The sequence below is a fragment of the Parabacteroides sp. An277 genome (assembly GCF_002159645.1).
In the GTDB taxonomy this organism is placed as follows: domain Bacteria; phylum Bacteroidota; class Bacteroidia; order Bacteroidales; family Tannerellaceae; genus Parabacteroides.
The window spans coordinates 23,826-44,075 of sequence record NZ_NFJB01000022.1; the positions used below are offsets into that span (position 1 = coordinate 23,826).

Consider the following 20,250-nt stretch of genomic DNA (forward strand, 5'->3'; position numbering starts at 1 on the left):
CAGAAGGCATGGCATTTGAAGAGACAAGGGAACAGCAGCAGATGTACAACTACTTCCGCAGCTGCATATACATCTTCCTAATCATAGAGATTGTGATGAACCTGCCCGTCACAGCGGACAACCGTGTCACGCAGTTCATTCTCGACCTGTTGGGGCGTTTCAAGGTGTTCAACACCGTATCGGGCTGCAAGGTGGCGGAGCTGGTGTGCATCTGCATCGTCTGCATAGGGACGAAAGCGAAGAAGGCGTTGAAGTTCAACGTGCGCACGATGGTGGTCTATCCCGTGCTGGCCGGGCTTACCCTTGTCGGGCTGTGCTTCGTGTTCCACGGGATGTATTTCGGCGTCAGCTGGTTCGGCTTCCCTGCCAACCGCATCCTCTACGCCATCTGCTCGGTTGTCGGCACCATGCTGGTGCATCAAGGGCTGGACGGCATCGCCAAGTATTACAACAACAAGGTGGGCGAAGACCGCTTCAACTTCGAGAACGAGTCGTTCCAGCAGTCGGAGAATCTTGTCGCCAATGACTATTCAGTGAACATCCCCATGATATACTATTGGAAACGGAAGATGCACAAGGGATGGATAAACATCATCAACCCGTTCCGTGGGACAATCGTGTTGGGAACGCCCGGTTCGGGCAAGTCCTTCGGTGTCATCGACCCGTTCATCCGGCAGCACGCAGCCAAGGGCTTCGCCATGATGGTGTACGACTTCAAGTACCCCACGTTGGCGAAGACGCTCTTCTACCAGTTCTGTAAGAACAGGAAGGCCGGCAGGCTGCCTGCCAACTGCGGATTCCGCACCATCAACTTTACCGACGTGGAGTATTCCGACCGCATCAACCCCATTCAGCGGAAGTATATCCCCGACCTTGCGGCGGCTTCGGAAACGGCGGCGACCCTGCTGGCGTCGCTCAACAAGGGTGGCGGCGAGAAGAAAGGCGGCTCGGAGGCGTTCTTCACCAACTCGGCGGAGAACTTCCTCGCGGCTATCATCTACTTCTTCGTCAACTTCCACCCCGTGGGCTTCAAGGACGGCAGGAAGCTCAGGCGCTTCATCCTACACGAGGGAAAGAAGCTGGAAATCGTCATCAGGAATTGGGACGACTTCAACGCCATCGACAAGGACGGGAATGTGGTGCTGGATTTCGTGGACGAGAAGGGCAACGATGTTTCCACGGACGAGGACAGGATGTTCGTGGACTTGAACGGTTACAGCTATAAAGACCGCACAGGGAAACTGATACGTATCGACCGCTGCTGGTATGAGGACAAGGACGGCAACGAGGTGGAGCCGGACACTGTCACGGGGGAATATTCGGATATGCCGCACGTGCTCTCCTTTCTCGGCAGGCCATACGACCAGGTGTTTAACATCCTGATGCAGGACGACAAGATTGCTTCTCTCATGGCACCGTTCAAGAGTGCCTATGAGAACAAGGCCAACGACCAGTTGGAAGGCATGGTGGGCACGCTCCGCGTCAACGCCGCAAGGCTCGTATCGCCGGAAGCCTACTGGGTGTTCACCGGGGATGACTTCGACCTGAAGATTTCCGACAGGGAGCATCCGAGCTATCTTGTGATAGCCAACGACCCAGAGAAGGAACAAGTCATCGGCTCGCTCAACGCCCTTGTGCTGAACCGCCTGATAACCCGTGTGAACTCCAAGGGGAACATCCCGGTGAGCATCATCGTGGACGAGCTGCCCACGCTGTACTTCCACAAGATAGACCGACTTATCGGTACGGCGCGCTCCAACAAGGTGGCCGTGACGCTAGGCTTCCAGGAGCTTCCGCAGTTGGAGGCCGACTACGGAAAGGTGGGGATGCAGAAAATCATCACCACCTGCGGCAACATCTTCATGGGGGCTGCCCGTAACAAGGAAACGCTGGAATGGGCGCAGAACGACGTGTTCGGCAAGGCCAAGCAGACCTCACGCTCCATATCCATCAACGACCAGAAGGTGTCCACCACCATATCCGAGAAGATGGACTACCTCGTTCCGGCGGCGAAGATTGCGGACATGGCCACCGGCTGGCTGGCCGGACAGGCGGCGCGCGACTTCACCGCTACGGACGAGAGAATGCTGGACAGGTTCGACATCGAACAGTCGGAGGAGTTCAAGACCACCAAGTATTTCTGCAAGACGCACTTCGACATGAAGAAGATTAAGGACGAGGAGGAACACTATGTGCCGCTGCCGAAAATCTACGAGTTCAAGAATGACCGAGAGAAGGAAATCCTGCTCAATCGCAACTTCAAGAGAGTCAACCAGGAGGTGGAGGATATGGTTAAGGAACTGCTTGGAATGAGCTAGGTAATTGTCTAACTGTTTATGGTAATATATTGACGGATAATAGTATATGAATATTGGTTCGACTTCCTATCTGCCTGAACCGCTTCCTTTGTTGAGCGGAAGCGCATTGAAAATCATCGCCGTGGTTTCCATGGTTATTGACCATTACGCATATTATCTTATGGATGGCAATACAATGACTTATGAGGTGATGCGGTGCTTCGGGCGTATCGCCTTCCCCGTGTTCGCTTTCCTGGTTGCGGAAGGTTTCGCCCATACGCGGAACAGGATGCGGTACTTCCTTTCCCTCATGTTGTTCGCAGTCGTCAGCGAAGTGCCGTGGTATCTGTTGAACGGTGCGGACGGCACGCACAACGTGATGTTCACGCTGGCCTTGGGAGTGGCGGCATTGGCCGCATTCGAGAGGCTTTGGGAACATCGTATCTTATGCTGTTGTTCCATATTGATGACGGCATGGCTAGCGGCATGGTTGGAAGCGGACTACGAATGGAGGGGTGTGCTGATGATAGTAGTGTTCTACCTGTTGAATATGGGCAAGAACACACCGGTCACTTTGCGCAGGATAATGCAGCTGCTGTTTGCTTTTCCGCTGATGATGCACTACGGCATAATCGGTGCGCTGCTTGCCTGTGCGGTCATCTTCCTGTATAACGGCACAAGGGGTTTCATCCACGGGAATGTGGCCAAGTACTGTTTCTATGCCTTTTATCCGGCACATCTGTTCCTTTTATGCATCTGTTGAATGTTCACTTCAACAGGAAGTCAAATAAACGTCCGTCCGCATCCGGGAACAATCCTTGAAAGTGCTTTTCCATCCGCTGGCGCGACTCTTCGGGAGTGCGGTCGGGATGGCAGCTGTCCTTGCCCAAGAGGACTTCAGGCATAGCAACGACCATCCCCCAGCCGTAATTGCGCCCGTGCCGGTCTTTCGAATAGACGAAATCCTCCGTGACGATATAACAGCCCATTTCAAGACGTGAGATATAGGTATCGAACTTGCGCGCATCTTCGTTCCCGTAAAGCCGCAGGCTTTGCGCAGGTCACGGGTAATCATGCTGCCGTTTTCCTGCAATGTCTGAAGTATCATGTCCTCAATGCTGCTTTCCTCCGGATGTGGATACACATTTCGGCGCCAGTTGCAGAAGTCCGGCCACCATTCGCGGCTTATGAAGGCAGCTTTCCGGTCAAAGAACTTGCCGTATGCGCATCCGCTCTCCCGGATGATGTCGCCTTTCCATTCCCATAGCGGCCATTCCCATCCGCCGTCGGGCAACGTGACGTAACGGCATTCCTCGTCAACCGCTTCTTCCGCCGACCATCCGTCCAGTCCCATGTGCAACAACGGCAGGAAGCCGATTTCGTTGATGTATTCAACCAATCCGCTGCAATTATATATCTCGTTTATTTTCATGGCAACTTTTTTATGTATTCGGACAAGAGTTCCTTAGAATCTTATCCATGCTCTTCCCTTTGGCAAGTTCGTCAACGAGCTTGTCAAGATACCTTATCTTACGCATCAGTGGTTCTGCAATGATCTCGACCCGAACACCGCAGACCGTTCCCTTGATAAGCAGGCGGTCGGGATTCAACTGTGGGGCGTTCTGAAAAAAATCGCCGTATGTAATGTCGGTGGCGAGAATTTCCGTAAGCTGTCCGGGCGTGTACCCTGTGAGCCATTGCACAATCTGCCGCACCTCGCTTTCCGACCGTCCCTTCCGTTCGGCCTTGGCAACCAGCAAGGGATAGACCTTGGCCAACGGCATCTGATATACTTTGTTCGTTTCCATGACACATTTATATGATGGCTGTTCACGTTCGTTTATATTGGGACAAAGTTGCTGTTCTTTTGCTAATCAGGCAATTTCCAGCTCGTTTCTTGTCATATTCTACAAAATTTTAGGAAAAGGCGTCGGAAATCATAGGTTTATGCACTTGTAATTATCTATATTCCGCCATAATTTGGTTTATGCTATTCGCCATATTTCACAATGCTGTAACCGTGATGAAACATCAGGATGCTATTTTTGTCATCAAATCCATTAAACATTCGTATCATGAAAGAAAAGGACCTGCGCAAAGAAGTCTATAAAGAAAGCAAGAAGAGCCAACGAAAGGAAACGGTTATTGTCTTTGCAGTAATAGCCGGGGCAGGTGCTCTTTTCTGGTGCGCATTGATTCCGATTAATTTTTGGTTTGGTTGTGGATTAGGCCTTTTCTTAATCGCAGTGGCTTGCTTCTTTGCCCATGCTACCTGGAAGAGGCATCAGACGGAGCTTCACGCGGTTGCGCAAGGTATCTTGACGGAAGCCGAAGTGGTGGAACTGAAGGATGAAAAGGACTCTGACGGCAAGCTGACGACAATGGCCGTCTATGAATTTGCCTTGCCCGGAGGCTCGAAGCAGCGCTTCAAGGAATCCGTTTCTTCCTCGATGGCAGGGATTTTGGGGCTAATACGGGTGGGCGTCAAGCTTCCCCTGTTTGTTGACCGGAATAATCCGGACATTTTCTATAAGATGAAACACCGCCTTACGGAACAATCCGTTCCGGATATGGACGATGCCGTCATCAGCCAATACCTCGGAAAGTATGGGAATAGCTTGGACAGGCTACGGCCTGAGGAGGTTGTCCGGGGATACAAGATGTTCGGGCGGATATGGAGGACATTCTTAGGGCTCGTCATCGCCGGTGCGTTGGCAGGCATCGGTTTCGTGGTGTACAATAACTGGCGGAATATGCGCCATGACGACATCGGGCTTCCTCCCGGCGTGTTTATTTCCCTCATAGGCACTACGGAGGTCTACCAGTATTTCCCCGAAACCAATGAGTGGAGCTACAATGCAGATGATTTTGGTGTAGCGCGGACAGCCCGTTGGCGTTATGACAGCAAATGCCGCAAGCCGCTCCAACTGGGCTACACCGGTGCCTCTTTTACATCCCAAGGGGCGAGCGACTGGCCGGAACTGCTCATTCCCGAAAGTTACCGTGATCGGTTGGACGAGTTTGCCGCAGACAAGACGGACAACAGTTTGACTCCTCCATGATTTATCATTTGTCCTATTCACTAAAAAACATATTCATTATGTATCCCGACAGAGAGAAGGCATTGGCCAAAGGCAGACGGAAAGGCAAAACCTTTATCCGCGTATTCTGCGGCATATTTATTTCGGTAGGTATTATCCTGCTCATCGTCGGCATCGCCGTTGGTGTCAGCGGCCACACATTCCGGCAAAAGGCTGAACCGACGGATGCCGTTATCTTGGCCATGCGCGGAGCGAGCAGCGAATCGTTGGGTACTCCTGTCGTGGAATATACCGTAGACGGAAAATCCTATACGGCCATGCTCAACATGGCATCCTCGTCCATGTATCCGGGCAAGCGGATAACCATATATTATCAGAAAAACAATCCGCGGGAAGTGCGCTATCTGGACGATAACGGTTGGCTGATTCTCATCTTCGCGTTTATAGGAACCGTGTTTACCGGAATAGGGACGGCCTTCTGGCTGGTGAAACGCAGCCATGAGCGGAAAGCCCGTCAGCTGTTGGCAACGGGGGAAGTGGTGGAAGCGGAAATTACAAGCATCGGTGAAGATACAAGCAGTTCGATGAACGGACATCATCCTATCATGGTCAGTTGCCGCTACACCGCACCGGATGGACGGGTGTACTTCTTCCGCAGCGGTTCCTTCTGGTATGAAAGCTACGAGATAGCCCCGAAGAAGAAGGTGCGCGTGTATGTGGACCGCAACAATCCGGCAAATTATTATGTAGATGTGGACAGTGCCGTAGGATAAAGAGTCATCCCTTTATGCAAAGAATTATGCGGCTATTGAAATCATTTATCGTTTGGATATGCTTCATCCCTGTGGCAATACTCAATGGCGGATTGCGTGAATATGTACTGGTCAAGTTTATTGGAGAAGAAACGGCATTACCCGTGAGCGGGATATTGCTAAGCGTATTCATCTTTCTGGTAACATGGCTGATGCTTCCCCGTTTGGTAAAAGGCTGTGGCATGAAAGGCTGTCTGGCAATAGGTGTTTGCTGGGCGTTATTGACCGCAGCCTTCGAGTCTGCCGCCGGAATTACCGGAGGCAGTACCATTACGGAAATTCTTGCCGCCTACAATCCATCGACGGGCAATCTGTGGGTGCTTGTATTGGCGACGACATTACTGTCACCTGTGCTGCTGAAAATGTTCAAACAGATTTAATTTAGAGGTATTGCTCCAATATACGGCTTAGCGAACGGACATACCTTGGGTCTTCCGCATAGCCGATGTTCTTCAGCCAAAGGAGATAGTCACCGCCCTTGAACTTGTACTGTACCTTGGTATAATAGGCCCGGACACTTTCCGTCCAATGGCCGAACTCAAAGTATTTCCCTGTCCGTGGGTTGGTCAGGCCGAACAGATTGTGCTTGTTCCTGCATACCGGGGAGGTGAACCATCCGGTTTCAAGGATGGCCTGTGCCAATACGATTTTCGGATATTGTATTCTGTTTTGTATAATTTCCGCATAAAGATTGGGAATGGTCAGTTCGGGAAGCTCTGATTTTAGGGATGTCCTTTTGTTACCTTTTTGGCCTTTTCCCTTATTCTTTTCCTTTATCGGGGTATTTATGTGCAAGGTGTCGTTTCTGACACTTTGCACAATGTTGCTGATTGTATCATCTTCTTTTGCAGCTGTTTGCATTGTTTCCTTTCCGGAATCGGGCATTAAGTCTGAGTCTTTGGTAATGGTGTAAAACTGTGCGGAAGCCGTGATGGGCAGAAGCAACAGCATCAGTGACGACAGAATAGTGTTGTGCATTTCTTTTTCTCGTTTGGGTGAAAATACTTTTGCAGGGTGTTCAAGCGGTTCCGGCCGCAAAATTAACCCGTAAAAACAAGTTTGAAGAAATGGACAACAGAAATCTATCCGAAACGCTGCCCTACGGAAAGCTGGCAATGTTGGGCATTGACAGGGAAAAGGCAGACCTCCTGCCGCAGGAAGTGAAGGAAAAGCTGCTCTCCGGCGAAATCACGCCCCTTGTGCAAGTATCCATCCGTGCGCAGAATGGCAATGCTGTCACGCTGCCGCTCAAACTCCAGATGGTGGCCGACAGGCAAGGCAACCCGGCTTTGATGGCCTATCCCGTCAGGGCGGCTCTCGAAACGGAACGCAACAAGGCTATCGCCCTGACGGAACAGGAAGCGGAACGCCTCAGAAAGGGGGAAGTCATCCAAAAGGCCGTGGATGTGAACGGCGAAAAGACCCGGCAGTACCTCCAGCTTGACCCGGAAACGAAGTCCGTCATTCACCGCCGCGTAACTGAAATACGGCTGGAACAAAAGCTGAAGGACATGGAGAAGGTGAACGACATCGAGCTGGGCACGCAGCAGAAGCAACAGGTACGTGACGGCAAGCCCGTGGAACTCAACGTAGGTGGCGAAAAGGTGTCGGTCGGCGTTGACCTGAGGGAGCCGCAGGGTTTCAAGGTCATCAAGGGCGACCTGAAGGAATGGGAACGGCAGCAGAAGATTCGTTACGACGAGCTGCATCCCGAATACCTCGGACTGGTGCAGACCGACAACAACCGCTGGGAATACCGGAAGGTCGTGGACAGGCAGTCGCAGGAACGCGCCATGAAGCTGCATTCCCCAAAAGAAAATATCACTCAAAGTCTTAAACGCTAAATCCATCCGCTTATGGCGAAAAAAGCAGAACTGGAAAATGTCCCAGACGTATTGGAACAGTTTAACGCGCTGAAACAGAAGCATCCCGACGCCATGCTTCTCTTCCGCAAGGGGGATTTCTACGAGATGTACAGGGAGGATGCGGTCAAAGCTGCCACTGTCCTGGCCATTACGCAGACCAGCAGAACCTTTCCCGGAGAGAAAGAGCCGGTCAAATTCGCTTCGTTTCCCTATCATGCTTTGGACGTGTATCTGCCCAAACTGATACGCTCCGGGCAGAGGGTGGCCATCTGTGACCAGCTCGAAACACCCAAACTGAAAAAGGAAGAGCAAACCAAGCAAAAGACCGGGGAGAAAACCAAGGTAAAGGTAAAAGAAGAAATCATACCCAACAATACCGATATGGCAAAGAAGAAGAAAGAACAGGCCGTGCAGGACAAGCCTGTCCAAACTGACCCCAATGAGGTGAAGGAGAAACCTGCCCGTCAGAAAAATACGGAACAGAAGGCCGCTGCGGAACAGAAACCCGAAGCAAAGGCGGATGCCAATGTGGAACAGCAGGCCGGGGCGAAAAAGGAACGCAAGCCGCGCGAGCCGCAGATGGTGACGGCCGACGGCTGCAAGGTGACCCACGGCCATGCCTACCAGGGCAAGGACAACCCAGAGGAGTGGTACTTCACCGCCAAGATTGACGGTCAACAGCTCAAGCCGCAGAAGATGGATGCCGCCGACCTCGCCGCCTACCAGAAGAAAGAGCTGACCATACCGCAACTGATGGAGCGTTACTATCCGACAAAGCTGATGCCGAAAGTGCCGGAGGACACCTACAGATTCCCCCGGCAGATGGAAGGCGCGGAAGGATCCGTCGCCATCGAGAAGTTCAATGTCTACAAGGAGAAGGACGAGCAGCGCCCCGACTTCGGCAGGTACAAGTTCTATGCCCAAGTGGGTGACGCAAGGATGTCCGCCGTGGCCTCGCGCCAGGACTTGAACGCTTACTTCGACCGGGTGATGACACCCAACCAGCTTATCGAGAAAAACTTCGGCGAACGGCTGCACCTGAAATCCGCCTACGAGAAGTACCGGCTTCCCGAAGGCGTTGACCCCAAGGGTATCCGTGTGGCGAAAGACCATACCGACAACAAGTGGAAGGTGTACGTGGACATGGGCGACAAGGGCAAGACCGCCAAACATGAAATCTCCTTTGACGACGGTTATTCGCTTTTCAAGACCCATACCGCCACGCGCGAGCAGATTGCCGCCAAGTACCTCACCCCTGAAATCAACGGGCTATTGTCGGCACAGACTGCCAAGCTGGAAAAATCAAACTCCATGAAAATGTAAAGCAGACTATTTAGAATCAGAACCAAACAGTATAAACATCAAAAGAACAGGAATATGTCAACACCAATGAATCACGAGGAGCTGGTTGAACTCCTTCAGGAAGGTAAAATAGGCTATCTCCGCTTTGTGCTGGAGGGCGAGAACGGACAGGACTATCTGGAGTGGTGTCGTGCGCACGGCACGGACCCTTCGGACGAGTCCGCCGAGTTTTATGTGGAACAGACGGACATCATGCAGATGGAACGCCAGCTAATCGACGACGATGACTATGGCATCTGGAACTAATCCGTCATCCGCCAGTTCCGGACAGGTGGCCATAGACCGCTTCGCCGAGATGATGATCGGACGCATGGAGCAGATGAAGGCGTCCGACTGGAAGAAAGGCTGGATTGGCAGTGCGTCGGGCTACGCCGGACTGCCACAGAACGTGGGAGGACGCAACTATTCCGGCTCCAATTCCTTCTTCCTGCAACTCCACACGGCGGCCAATGGCTACGACCTGCCCGTTTACCTGACCTTCAAGCAGGCGCACAACCTGAAAGCGCACGTCCTGAAAGGTGAAAAGGCGTTTCCCGTGGTGTATTGGGACATGATGGTCAAGGACAAGGACGGGAAAAGGATAAGCAGCGACGAGTACCGCGCCATGACGAAGGAGGAAAGAAAGGATATGGAGGTCATCCCGTTCGTCAAGGCGTTCCCCGTGTATAACGTGGCACAGACCAACCTGGCCGAAGTGCAGCCCGAACGGATGCAAAAGCTCATGGATAGGTTCAGGCTGCCCGAACTCCGCGACACGGAAGGCATGTACGCCCACGCCGCACTCGACAGGATGATAGAAACACAAGGCTGGGTCTGCCCGATACAGGCGGACAAGCGTGTGGACGGGGCCTATTATTCCCCCTCGCACGACATCGTGGTGGTTCCCATGAAGGCGCAGTTCAACACGGGCGGCACGCCGGAGGAAACGTACCGTGGCGGCATGGAGTTCTACTCCACCATGCTGCACGAGATGGCCCACTCCACCATGACACCGGAACGGCTCAACCGTGACGGCATAGGCAGGTTCGGCGATCCGAAGTACGCCAAGGAGGAGCTTGTCGCCGAACTGACGGCGGCGATGATAAGCCACTCGATGGGCTTCGACTCCAAGGTGACGGACAACTCCGCCGCCTATTTGGACTCATGGATCGGCGTATTGAAGCAGGAGCCGAAATTCATCGTCTCGGTCATGGCGGACGTGAACAAGGCTTCTGACATGATACTCGACCGTGTAGACAGGCAGCAGTTGGCACTGGACGAGCAGCCCTACCTGGCCAAGAACGACCCGCTCGCTCCGCTTGACCCAGGCGAGGAAGTGCCGTTTCGGAACGCTGCCATCGTCAAGACAAGCGGCGGCGACTATGCCATCCGTGCCTCGTATGACGGTGTGGAGCTGGGCCTGAAGAAGGTATCGAAAGGCACGGCAAGGACTTACTTCCAGTTGACTGACTACAAAGACAAGGCTGCCTTCCTGAACATGACGGCACGTAAGACATTCGGGCCGGAGATTGCCATGATGGGCAGGACGCAGGCCGTAAGTGCAAAGATGGGTATTTAATCCTAAAAGTAATACGGTATGCCGGACTACAAGGTAAACTTCAAGGAACTCAAGTCACGTGTCGGTGTGACCGATGTGGCTTATGCCCTCGGCTACCGCCTTGACCGCAAGGCCGGTGTGGGACGTTACATCGAGCTGGTATTGGGCGACGGACGGGATAAACGTGACACCATCATCGTCAGCCATCCCAACGACAGGGGTGCCCAGATGTTCTTCCGCCGGGACGGCTCCAAAGGGGATGTACTTACGCTTATCCGTGAGAATCTGGATGCCTTCCTCGTCACCGGCAAGGACGATTGGCAGAAGACGGCCAAGGTCATGGCACGCTTCGCCAATATGCCGGAACCGGAATACCATGAAGATTGGGAATACCTGAAATCTGTCAAGGCTGCATCAGTTTTTGATGCCTCACGCTATGAAGTGAGGCAAATAGACGTGGAGCGCATTCCTCAGATCTTCCGCCAGCGTGGAATATCCGATGAAACGGTCAGACAATTTGCCCCATTCGTTTTTCTCATACGGGACAGACGGAACGGGAATTTTGACGGCTATAACATCGGCTTTCCTTATACCAGTGCGGACGGTCAGGTGAAGGGCTACGAGATTCGCGGCTACGGCGGCTACAAGTCAAAGGCGGCAGGTACGGATTCCTCCTCGGCGGCATGGGTGGCCGACTTCTCCGGCGGCAATCCGGAAGCGGTCAGGAGCGTGTTCTTCTGTGAGTCCGCCTTCGACGCGATGGCTTTCCACCAGATGAACAAGGGACAGCTGCACCCGGATGTGGCGTTGGTTTCCCTCGGAGGGACATTTTCCGACAACCAAATTATCAGAACAATGAACCGTTTCCCGAACGCCAAGGCTTTCGACTGTTTTGACAACGACATCGCCGGACGTATCTACGGGCTTCGTATGATTGGCCTGCTGGAGGGCATCCCGATGAGAATCAGCAAGGCGGAGGACAGCCTGCAAGTAGAAGCCGGAGGCAAGAGTTTTACCGTCAATCCGGTAAAGGCGTTGCCCTCACAGCTTGCCGCACATCTGCCTGTCCATTATCGCTCCGGACAATGGCTGCCGCCCAAGGCATTCAAGGACTGGAACGACTGCCTCTTAAACAAGCCGCTGGCTCCGGTTCTCGCCCCACGCAAGGAGGAACGCGACCGAAATCTAGCGGAGCGGAGAAAAGGGAGCCTTAAAATGTAAAGTAAAATTAAATATAGATGAAAGCAAACAGACTGAAAATGGCCGCAGGGGCATTTGCTCTGTTGTTGGTCGGAGGTAATGCATTTCCGGCATTCTCCCAACAGATAGACCCGGCACTGACCGGCGCGGTGACGGCACAGACGCTGGAACTGAAAAGCCTGCACGACAAGCGCAGGAAGACGCAGGAGAAGATAATCGCCGCCGAAGCCGCCGTGACGGTCGCCCTCGACCGGGTACACAGCGTAGAGAATAAGATGCTGGAATACCTCTCCAACGCACAGGGGGCGGTGCAGAATCTCTACCAAATCAAACGAGCAGGGGAACTGGTGACGACCGAGATACCGCAGAACTGCAACCTGTTGCTCAAATCGGTGGGAAGTAACCTCAAGGGCACGGCGATAGCGGCCATCGTGTCGGACGAGCTGACGGACGCGGCCACGCAGATGGCGGCGCTCTATCCGTTCATGAAACAACTCGTGACTTCGGGCAGCTACGACGTGGCTGGGGCAGACGGGAAGAACGAGAAGCACAAGGTCAACCTGCTGGACTCTTCGGAACGCTACTACATCGCCAACGAGGTGGTGACCAGGCTTGAAACCATCAACACCGACCTGTTCATCCTGGCATGGCAGGTGCGCACGCTCTCGTGGAACGACCTCTGGTTCTCGCTCGACCCGGAAGGATGGGCGAATGTGATGTCCGGCAAGAACATCATCGGCGGCATCGTGGCCGACTGGAAGCGTGGGTTCAATTAGAAAAATATAAATGATTCAATCGGTGAAAACAATCAATTCATACAATAATGGAAACAGAAAAGAAAATCATCGGCCACTGCCCCCTGTGCGGCGGCAATGTGGTCAAGACCTGCAAGGGGTACCGCTGTGAGCATAACATCGGCGGCAGCCCTTCTTGCGTACTGAACATCAACGCCATCATCGGCAACCGCAAGATGTCGGACGCGGAGGTGGCGGTACTGTTGGAGAAACGCCGCATCCTGCTGGACGGCTTCGCCAGCAAGGAGGGCAAGGCATTCCCGACCGTGCTGGAGCTGACCGACGACGGCGACATCCTGATGCAGCCGGTCATCGGCAAGTGTCCGCATTGCGGAGGTGAAATACGGGTGGGAAGCCGGGCGTTCAACTGCTCCAACTATGCCAACCAGAACGCACCCTGCTCCTTCGCCATCTGGCGCAACATCGGCGGCCACCAGCTCACCTTGGAGGAAGCCGTGGAAATATGCGAGAAGGGCATCACATCTTCGGAGCTGGAGATGTACCGGGAGGACGGCAGCATCTACCGCAAGCGGCTCGGCGTATCGCCGGACAAACTTCAAATCGTGAAGATATGAGACCGGGAATGAAAATCTGGATAATACTCGTTTCCATCGTGTTGTTTTGGATCGGGGTGTTCTGCTTTGTCTGCTGTGCGGACAACTTGGAGAATCGTGCGACGGACATGGCGGAAAAGGCATTGAGGGCGTCGGTGCACAATCCCGAATCCATACGGATATTGGGCGTCAGCAAACCGGATTCCGTGTTCGGGCATACCTACATCACGCAGGAGGAGAAGATGGCCCTTTCCATGGCCATGGTGGAAATCAACAGGAAGGTGATGGAAGTGACGGACGGGCTGGAGGACTTCGACCCGGACGACAAGGAGACGGCCGCCCTGATGGAGCGGCAGATGTCAGCCATGTCGGGCCTGAGGCGGCTGATGGATTTCAGCGGCCCGCTTGACGGGAGTCCGCAACCGTTCAGCGGCTGGAAGGTCAAGGTTGACTTCGAGGGTGTGGACGCGGACGGACAGGGCTATCATTCTGAATACTGGTTCATTCTGGACAAGGAGGCGCAGTGCGTGGTGAAGTCGTTTGAGATACCCTTGCCGTAGAAGGCTAAGAATTTTATTCCTGGATATATTGAAATCTCGGTGTCATCGGTTATGGCATCGGGATTTCCTGTTCTTGAACCTATGGGCGTTCCGCTCCGGCAGATTTTCCGCTACAAAGCAACGGAAGGCCGTGGCGGCGGCGAACGACGCTCCTCTTGCCTGCGTGGAAAGCGTCCGGCAGCCTTCCGCGATTTGTGCCAAATCGGGTATTCCGGCCTCTTTCCACTGGTCACGTCCGCCTTTTGCCCCTTGCGCCTTCCGTCATGCCGTACCGTAAAATCCCGGAGCGGAAGCCGCAAGGCTTCAAACAAAAGGGAAAAAGATTAGAACTTCAAAATTCAGACGTTATGGCAATAAAACTCATTGACAGAGAGGAAAGTGTCAGCTACAAGGGCTGTATTTATGAGCTTACCTTGTTGTGGGACAGGGAAAGCGTCCGCAAGTGCTTCTGCGGTATGCCGCCGTTTTTCGCCCACATCCGCAAGGACGGAGCAAACTTCGCTATAATAGATTGTTATTCAAACGACAATGAGCGGTTTGTCGTAAAGAAGTTCATGCCGTCCTTACTGGCAAGGCCGGACTGGCAGGTGCGCTTCGACAGGGACATCAACACCATACCATTTTTGGAACTGCTGGCAGGACTGCCGATTTAACCGTATGGATTTTATCAACGTAAAAACAAGGACATATGAAAGGAACAGAACATTTCAAGGAGATTATCAAGAGTTATCTTGACCAGAGGGCAAAGGAAGATGAGCTTTTCCGTGCCAAGTATGAAACCACGGCACGCACCATTGACGATGTGGTGACTTTTATCCTACACGAAGTGAAAAACTCCGGCTGTTGTGGTTTCTCGGACAGCGAGATATATTCAATGGCGGTACACGCCATAGACGAGCCTGACCTTGAAATAGGCAAGCCGTTGCAGTGCAGTGTGGTGGTTAACCATCATATTGAACTGACGGAGGAGGAAAAGTCGGAACAGAGGGCACTCGCGCTCAAACGCTATCAGGACGAGGAGCTGCGCAAGATACAGGCACGCAATGCGAGGCCGAAAGCCCACAAGCCGCAACCGGAGAGCCAACCGACATTATCACTCTTTGACAACTTTTGAGCATGAAACCGAGGAACAGATTTGAAAAGGCGGTGGCGGCTTCCAACGGGAAGCTGACCGCCCTCAGCCCCAAAGCTGTTGAATGGGCTGTAAGTAATGTTATTGTACATATCGCATTCCGCACGTCCAGCCATAACTACACGTGCGGTGACTGCGGAGCGAAGTTTGACCATAAAGGGAAAGGCAAGACGGTATGTTGCCCTCATTGCGGACACCGCTTGCAGGTAAGGGACACGTTGAAGCGCAAGGAAGTGCAGTCCTCCTATTTCTCTTCCCTTGAAGTGGTGGACGGCTTGCAAGTTCAGCGTGTGTTCCTGCTGAGAGCCGTATGCCGGAAAGGAATGATGTTGAAAACGTCCTGCATGGAGGTGTGCCGCCTGTGGCTCAATGCCGATGGCAGAATTGCGGTGACATCAAGGGCGAGGACTTTGGGCTGGTATGTGGACAGCTTTAATTGGTGTACAGATATTGACTTGAAACTTTTGTCCGAGGTGCATTGGGTGATTTCCGACACATACGTTTACCCCCGTTACAAGGTGCTTCCCGAACTGAGGCGCAACGGCATGAGAGGCAGGCTTCCCGATGATTGCCATCCGGCAAGGCTGATGAAGGCGTTGCTGACGGACAGCCGGATAGAGACGATGATGAAGTCCAAGGACTTGCAGGCCGTGGCTTACTTTGTGAGCCGTCCGCTGGATTTGGACACGTGCTGGCAGTCGTACAAGGTGGCCGCACGACATCATTACCGCCCGTCCGACTACGGCCTGTGGTGCGATACCGTCCGCTTGTTGGAGCAATGCGAAAAGGACATCCATAATGCTAAGTATGTCTGCCCTATAGACCTCAAAGCCGCCCATGACCATTGGCTGGACAAAAGGAACAAGGCGACGGAGAAGCGCAGGAGTCAGGAGCAGATGTTGAGAGCCAAGGCGAAAGAGACGGACTTCTATAGGGAAAAGTCCCGCTACTTCGGGATTGTCATCAGCGACGACGACATTGAAATATCTGTGCTTGATTCCATAGAGGCTTTCCAAGCAGAGGGAAGCAGCCTTCACCATTGCGTGTTCCAATGCGAGTATTACGCCAAGGTGGACAGCGTTATCCTGTCGGCACACGACCGCCAGGGCAACCGCATCGAGACCGTGGAATTCTCGTTGAGCCAGGGCAAGGTCATACAGAGCCGGGGGCTGTGCAACTCCAACACGGAATACCACGACCGAATTGTAGGACTTGTAAACGCCAACGCCTACCGCTTCCTGGAGGCGAGGACACCGGCATAATTCCTTGAAATGTTCAGACCCCGACCTGCGCCGTGAGGTGTGGGTCGGGGTAATGTATTCCTTTGAGGTAAGAATTGTGCCGTTCTACTCCTTACTATTGTTTTCCTCCTCTATCAGGGCATTGCGATGATAACCGTGCCGCACAAAAGAGTCCACAAAAATCAATTCCTTGTACCATTCCCCTTTTTCATCCTTTTTATTTTGGAAGCGGAAAAATCCTCTGACGAATATTTCATTGTCATTCACAATCTTGCGGAACCACCTCGAATCCATTACAATTACTTCCTGACCGCTCTCATTCCTGACCTTTTCTTTGCTTTTGTACCCCAAAATCTTATCATCCAATTTAGCGGTTGTTCCAACGGGTACGATGATTGTTTCTACCTTTACATATTTTTTAACGGCAAGATATACCATCAATTTGTTAGCCAACCTCTCATAAATTTGTTCCCGTTCCTCCTTATTCCCGGCAAAAAGCTGGTCATCTGCCGTCAATGTCGGCCACGTGTATATATGCCGTACATTGTCCTTGGTTGATTCTATGTAAAAATACATATACAGGTTGCTAATGCCGCCATCCTCCCTGAACAGCCACACATGCAATGTGTCTTCTCCAAATCCATAAACAATCGTCCCGCAGTCTCTGGAAAGGAGTATGCCACAGACATTATCCTTGTAGAACTCTTGGAAAAGCTGATGGTCAATGCCGTAAAATGATTTTGCGCTTTTCTTCATGACTACCTCAAAAGAGGGCATGAGAAGTTCGGGTAAGCCCCAATCCGGTTGTGTCTGGCGGACATCAGACAGGAATTTCAGGCCATTGGCCAAATATCCAAAATGTTGCTTGTTGCTCAGCATGGGCACGCCGAATTTTCCTTCATCTTCCACGTTGTCAATATTGAGCAACCAAGATATGATAGGTCGTTTGCGGATTATCATAAGTCAATTGTATTATTATTCTATTTAAGGTGATAGTAGGGATACATTCTTTTTAATATCTATTTTCTAATTGCAGATATAAGACGACTGAAATTATCATAAATGACATTTTCTCTTATGCCTATATTAGTCAGAGCATTACTAATTGAACAAACTTTATTAAAAGGGGCGTCTGTTTCTGTTAGAATGAGATTACGAGGTATGCGCTCAATTATTTTTGCTCCACTATTAGTCTTTGTCATTTTTTCATTGATAGAAAAATAATAGCCATGTTCTACTATCTTAGGAATTAGAGAGATAGGACCTGAATACCAATGGAATATTACATTCTTAATGTCATAGGTAACCAACATTTCTAACAAGATTTTTTCAGCTCGTCTTGAATGAACACTTACTATTTTATTCTTTCCTTTTAATAACTGTAATACTTTCTCAAAAACAAAAATTTGATCACCTTTAGTTTTTAGTCCTTCGCTGCTGAAATCTAGACCTACTTCACCGATATAGCTGGTTTTATCTAAATATTGGCTGAATAGCTGTAATTCATTTTTGTTTTCACTTGCATATAATGGATGAAAGCCTAATGCCAAACGTGAGAACTTATATTGTTTTAGATGCTCATATCCCAATAAGAAATGGCTCGGTAGGTTTGTCATTCCTATCGAAATATTCTTTTTTGCCTCTTGTTGCATAAGATATTCTTCAGGATTTGGCATCATATCAAAATGACAATGGGCATCTATATTCATATACCTGCTTTTATTTGTATTTCATTTGTTGCTTTTTTCTTAAGCCAATTGACAACTTGAGAATATGAGTGTAGTGCTAATGACGTGTACCCTTCTAACTCATGCTTTTCTATAATTCCGTTAAAGAATAGTTCTTGGCGAATTATACGTTCATTCATTCTGTTTTTTAGGAAATACAGAAGGGCGTTAAAATCCCTATTCCTTTTTTGATTTTTATCGTCAAGATTGAATTTAATACCGTGAAGAACATCTGTACCAAGCAATGCTTCATTATCCATACCTATTGTATCTAATGCTACTCTTCTATATAGACATGGCAGACACATACCACAATGCTTTATTTTTGCATTGTGTATTTCTATTCCGCTTTTGTCCCAAAAAACATTGTGGCCACGTTTTGCACAAGAGCATGATAGGTCAACTAATGATTTAAAGATTGCTTTTTTCGATGCGTCTTGGCAACACTCTATAACCATGTCAGCTTTTGATTTTAAGCGATATGGATTAAATATTGGGTTTGATACACCTATAGCAAACAAGGCTTTCTGTATGCGCTTGATAAATGTAGGATGTGTAGTTCGAGTACTGCAAGAACTTCTTCTTCCACTATCAAGAGGTATGTTTATTGATATAGTTCCATTTTCTGGAACTATCAATTGACATTGTGGAGATATTTTGTTTGCAACATATATTCCTGCTGCAAAAAATAATAAGGAACGTGAGCGGAATGTACTCTCTGTGGGAGTTCCTTTAATATTCCAAGAACGAGGTTTGAGCCCTGCATTCAGCAATACTTGCTCATATTTATTCGATAAAATATTGTTTTCTTTACAATATTCCAATATGCCTTTTTGATCACTATGCTCTTTGCCCAGCTCCATATGCGAAACAAGTAATATCTTTTTATCAGTGGAAAGTGTACTTGCTTCGTCTATAAATCCAATCAATGAATCTAAACCTCCTGAGAACAATGCAACCTTTTCAAAAGACTGTGAATCATATCCCTTCACTTTTTTAGTTGGATTATAAGAGTATGAATCTGTTTGAACAAAGTGAATATCCCAATTGTCGCCCGTAAGGAAACTAATTGCACTATTAAAAGCTTCACGGCCTTTGTTCATATCCTCAAGATTGATTACAGGAACGTCCAATAACACCAAATTTCGTTTCCATCCATCATCCGAATTTGACAAACGATGCACAGCTCTATCTACATTATACACAATCATGGATAGAACTAATAAATCAAAGGCGACAGATGATGTATCCCGTGAAAATTCCCATAATTGTTTGGGATTAAACTTTGCGTTTACAGAACGAACTCTTCCGTCATTTCCTTGAAATGAAAGAGTGAACAAGCCGAAGACTTCACTTGTTTCTGACGGAGTATAATTGATTTTTATTATTGTTTCCATATATCCAATATTTCTGATGTTAAGGAATCCAGATATTCTTTCCCTTCCGGGCTACTGAAATCGATTTGCGTTAGTTCTTTGCTCAATTTCTCATCCAGTTCATTATGAAGCCAACCTCTCATGTCTTTCTTTATTTCTTCAGGATTACGTCCTTTGTCAAATATGTGGCTTTGAAACAACTCAGCAGAATATTCCAATATGTATTCAATTTCAAATGTTATAATCCATTCATGGAGATTGTCATCGGTCGCATTCTGAAGTTTATCTTCAATTTCTTGCCCATCTTTACAATCTGACAAAATATCATTCAGCACTTTATCCATTGCATAAGTTGCTGCTGCATCATCCATTGTGGAATCATTGTCTCCAACAATCTCGTGCAGAAGTAATTCCTTAAAATCTTGTGGTGTTTTTGGCTTTTGTTCATCAGGCAGTCTATCAATACCTAAACTTGATATAAGTCCGTATTGTTTAGTATTACTTAAAACAGTGACCAATCCTCTAATAACCTGGCCACCAGCACGTCCAAACGAACTAACTCTTTTGCCTCCATGTCCGCCTGTTCTGCTACCCCTATACAAACCGTTACCAAGTGCTGTTCCTAAATTACCAAAGAACTTAGCATTTGAAGCGGTCTTATTGTCTGTTCCATTTGCTATACTCGTTATGGCTCGTTTTGCTGCAGACCAATTGGGCGAGGATTTCAAATTATGTGATTGTGATGTACCCAT

Annotated in this window: 24 protein-coding genes; 17 read left to right on the forward strand and 7 right to left on the reverse strand. The window is 50.1% G+C overall.

The window, feature by feature from the left end:
- Positions 1-8: 8 nt before the first annotated feature.
- Entirely contained in the window at positions 9-2,318 is a 2,310-nt protein-coding gene (locus B5F77_RS09985) for a type IV secretory system conjugative DNA transfer family protein (RefSeq protein ID WP_087330336.1), read from the forward strand.
- Positions 2,319-2,364: 46 nt separating this feature from the next.
- Positions 2,365-3,060 carry a TraX family protein gene (locus B5F77_RS09990; protein ID WP_087330338.1) on the forward strand — a complete coding sequence of 232 codons (696 nt, stop codon included), beginning with the start codon at positions 2,365-2,367 and terminating at the stop codon, positions 3,058-3,060.
- Positions 3,061-3,069: 9 nt separating this feature from the next.
- Here the strand turns inward: B5F77_RS09990 and B5F77_RS09995 are convergent, their stop codons facing one another.
- Both B5F77_RS09995 and B5F77_RS10000 read right to left on the reverse strand, forming a co-directional pair.
- Positions 3,070-3,729 carry a hypothetical protein gene (locus B5F77_RS09995; protein ID WP_343225081.1) on the reverse strand — a complete coding sequence of 220 codons (660 nt, stop codon included), beginning with the start codon at positions 3,727-3,729 and terminating at the stop codon, positions 3,070-3,072.
- 10 nt (positions 3,730-3,739) lie between these two features.
- The gene (locus B5F77_RS10000; RefSeq protein WP_087330341.1) at positions 3,740-4,105 is read right to left on the reverse strand and encodes a DUF2200 domain-containing protein; all 366 of its coding nucleotides are present in this window, start codon (positions 4,103-4,105) and stop codon (positions 3,740-3,742) included.
- A gap of 267 nt (positions 4,106-4,372) precedes the next feature.
- On the opposite strand from B5F77_RS10000, the gene B5F77_RS10005 reads away from it, so the two are divergent.
- From B5F77_RS10005 to B5F77_RS10015, 3 genes are read left to right on the forward strand one after another with little or no spacing between them, the layout of a single operon-like run.
- Positions 4,373-5,359, forward strand: a complete 987-nt coding sequence (locus tag B5F77_RS10005) for a DUF3592 domain-containing protein (RefSeq protein ID WP_087330343.1) — start codon at positions 4,373-4,375, stop codon at positions 5,357-5,359.
- Positions 5,360-5,397: 38 nt separating this feature from the next.
- A complete protein-coding gene (locus B5F77_RS10010; RefSeq protein ID WP_162607981.1) occupies positions 5,398-6,111 on the forward strand; it encodes a DUF3592 domain-containing protein in 714 nt (237 codons plus the stop codon).
- 14 nt (positions 6,112-6,125) lie between these two features.
- On the forward strand, positions 6,126-6,530 hold the full coding sequence (locus B5F77_RS10015; RefSeq protein WP_239446186.1) for a hypothetical protein: 405 nt from the start codon (positions 6,126-6,128) through the stop codon (positions 6,528-6,530).
- 1 nt (position 6,531) lies between these two features.
- On the opposite strand, the gene B5F77_RS10020 is transcribed toward B5F77_RS10015, so the two are convergent.
- Positions 6,532-7,128: a glucosaminidase domain-containing protein gene (locus B5F77_RS10020; RefSeq protein WP_087330350.1), complete on the reverse strand. Its 597-nt coding sequence runs from the start codon at positions 7,126-7,128 to the stop codon at positions 6,532-6,534.
- A gap of 89 nt (positions 7,129-7,217) precedes the next feature.
- On the opposite strand from B5F77_RS10020, the gene B5F77_RS10025 reads away from it, so the two are divergent.
- From B5F77_RS10025 to B5F77_RS10075, 12 genes are read left to right on the forward strand one after another with little or no spacing between them, the layout of a single operon-like run.
- Entirely contained in the window at positions 7,218-7,994 is a 777-nt protein-coding gene (locus B5F77_RS10025) for a DUF4099 domain-containing protein (RefSeq protein ID WP_087330403.1), read from the forward strand.
- A gap of 12 nt (positions 7,995-8,006) precedes the next feature.
- Complete coding sequence (locus B5F77_RS10030) at positions 8,007-9,338, forward strand: DNA mismatch repair protein MutS (protein WP_087330352.1); 1,332 nt, start codon at positions 8,007-8,009, stop codon at positions 9,336-9,338.
- Positions 9,339-9,392: 54 nt separating this feature from the next.
- The gene (locus tag B5F77_RS10035) at positions 9,393-9,623 is read left to right on the forward strand and encodes a hypothetical protein (protein ID WP_087330354.1); all 231 of its coding nucleotides are present in this window, start codon (positions 9,393-9,395) and stop codon (positions 9,621-9,623) included.
- A complete protein-coding gene (locus B5F77_RS10040) occupies positions 9,607-10,935 on the forward strand; it encodes an ArdC-like ssDNA-binding domain-containing protein (protein WP_087330404.1) in 1,329 nt (442 codons plus the stop codon). The genes B5F77_RS10035 and B5F77_RS10040 overlap by 17 nt, the downstream gene beginning before the upstream one ends.
- A gap of 18 nt (positions 10,936-10,953) precedes the next feature.
- Positions 10,954-12,135 (forward strand): DUF3991 and TOPRIM domain-containing protein, encoded by a 1,182-nt coding sequence (locus B5F77_RS10045; RefSeq protein ID WP_087330356.1) that lies wholly within the window; start codon positions 10,954-10,956, stop codon positions 12,133-12,135.
- Positions 12,136-12,173: 38 nt separating this feature from the next.
- Complete coding sequence (locus B5F77_RS10050) at positions 12,174-12,890, forward strand: hypothetical protein (protein WP_087330358.1); 717 nt, start codon at positions 12,174-12,176, stop codon at positions 12,888-12,890.
- 47 nt (positions 12,891-12,937) lie between these two features.
- Positions 12,938-13,483, forward strand: coding sequence for a topoisomerase C-terminal repeat-containing protein (locus B5F77_RS10055; protein WP_087330360.1), 546 nt, complete (start codon positions 12,938-12,940; stop codon positions 13,481-13,483).
- Positions 13,480-14,022 carry a hypothetical protein gene (locus B5F77_RS10060; protein ID WP_087330362.1) on the forward strand — a complete coding sequence of 181 codons (543 nt, stop codon included), beginning with the start codon at positions 13,480-13,482 and terminating at the stop codon, positions 14,020-14,022. Before B5F77_RS10055 ends, B5F77_RS10060 begins: the two co-directional genes overlap by 4 nt.
- Positions 14,023-14,073: 51 nt before the next feature.
- A complete protein-coding gene (locus B5F77_RS15730) occupies positions 14,074-14,349 on the forward strand; it encodes a hypothetical protein (RefSeq protein WP_158098025.1) in 276 nt (91 codons plus the stop codon).
- A gap of 20 nt (positions 14,350-14,369) precedes the next feature.
- Positions 14,370-14,675 carry a hypothetical protein gene (locus B5F77_RS10065; RefSeq protein WP_087207595.1) on the forward strand — a complete coding sequence of 102 codons (306 nt, stop codon included), beginning with the start codon at positions 14,370-14,372 and terminating at the stop codon, positions 14,673-14,675.
- A gap of 35 nt (positions 14,676-14,710) precedes the next feature.
- Positions 14,711-15,136, forward strand: a complete 426-nt coding sequence (locus B5F77_RS10070) for a PcfK-like family protein (RefSeq protein WP_087207535.1) — start codon at positions 14,711-14,713, stop codon at positions 15,134-15,136.
- A 2-nt stretch (positions 15,137-15,138) separates the two neighbouring features.
- On the forward strand, positions 15,139-16,416 hold the full coding sequence (locus B5F77_RS10075; protein WP_087330364.1) for a PcfJ domain-containing protein: 1,278 nt from the start codon (positions 15,139-15,141) through the stop codon (positions 16,414-16,416).
- Between the two features lie 84 nt (positions 16,417-16,500).
- Here B5F77_RS10075 and B5F77_RS10080 read toward each other — a convergent pair whose 3' ends face one another.
- The 4 genes from B5F77_RS10080 to B5F77_RS10095 are packed head-to-tail and all read right to left on the reverse strand — an operon-like array spanning position 16,501 to position 20,250.
- On the reverse strand, positions 16,501-17,355 hold the full coding sequence (locus tag B5F77_RS10080) for a hypothetical protein (protein WP_022384484.1): 855 nt from the start codon (positions 17,353-17,355) through the stop codon (positions 16,501-16,503).
- 59 nt (positions 17,356-17,414) lie between these two features.
- Positions 17,415-18,104, reverse strand: coding sequence for a TatD family hydrolase (locus tag B5F77_RS10085; RefSeq protein WP_087330367.1), 690 nt, complete (start codon positions 18,102-18,104; stop codon positions 17,415-17,417).
- Complete coding sequence (gene qatC / locus B5F77_RS10090; RefSeq protein WP_087330371.1) at positions 18,101-19,519, reverse strand: Qat anti-phage system QueC-like protein QatC; 1,419 nt, start codon at positions 19,517-19,519, stop codon at positions 18,101-18,103. Before qatC ends, B5F77_RS10085 begins: the two co-directional genes overlap by 4 nt.
- Positions 19,507-20,250, reverse strand: coding sequence for a hypothetical protein (locus tag B5F77_RS10095; RefSeq protein WP_087330373.1), 744 nt, complete (start codon positions 20,248-20,250; stop codon positions 19,507-19,509). The genes qatC and B5F77_RS10095 overlap by 13 nt, the downstream gene beginning before the upstream one ends.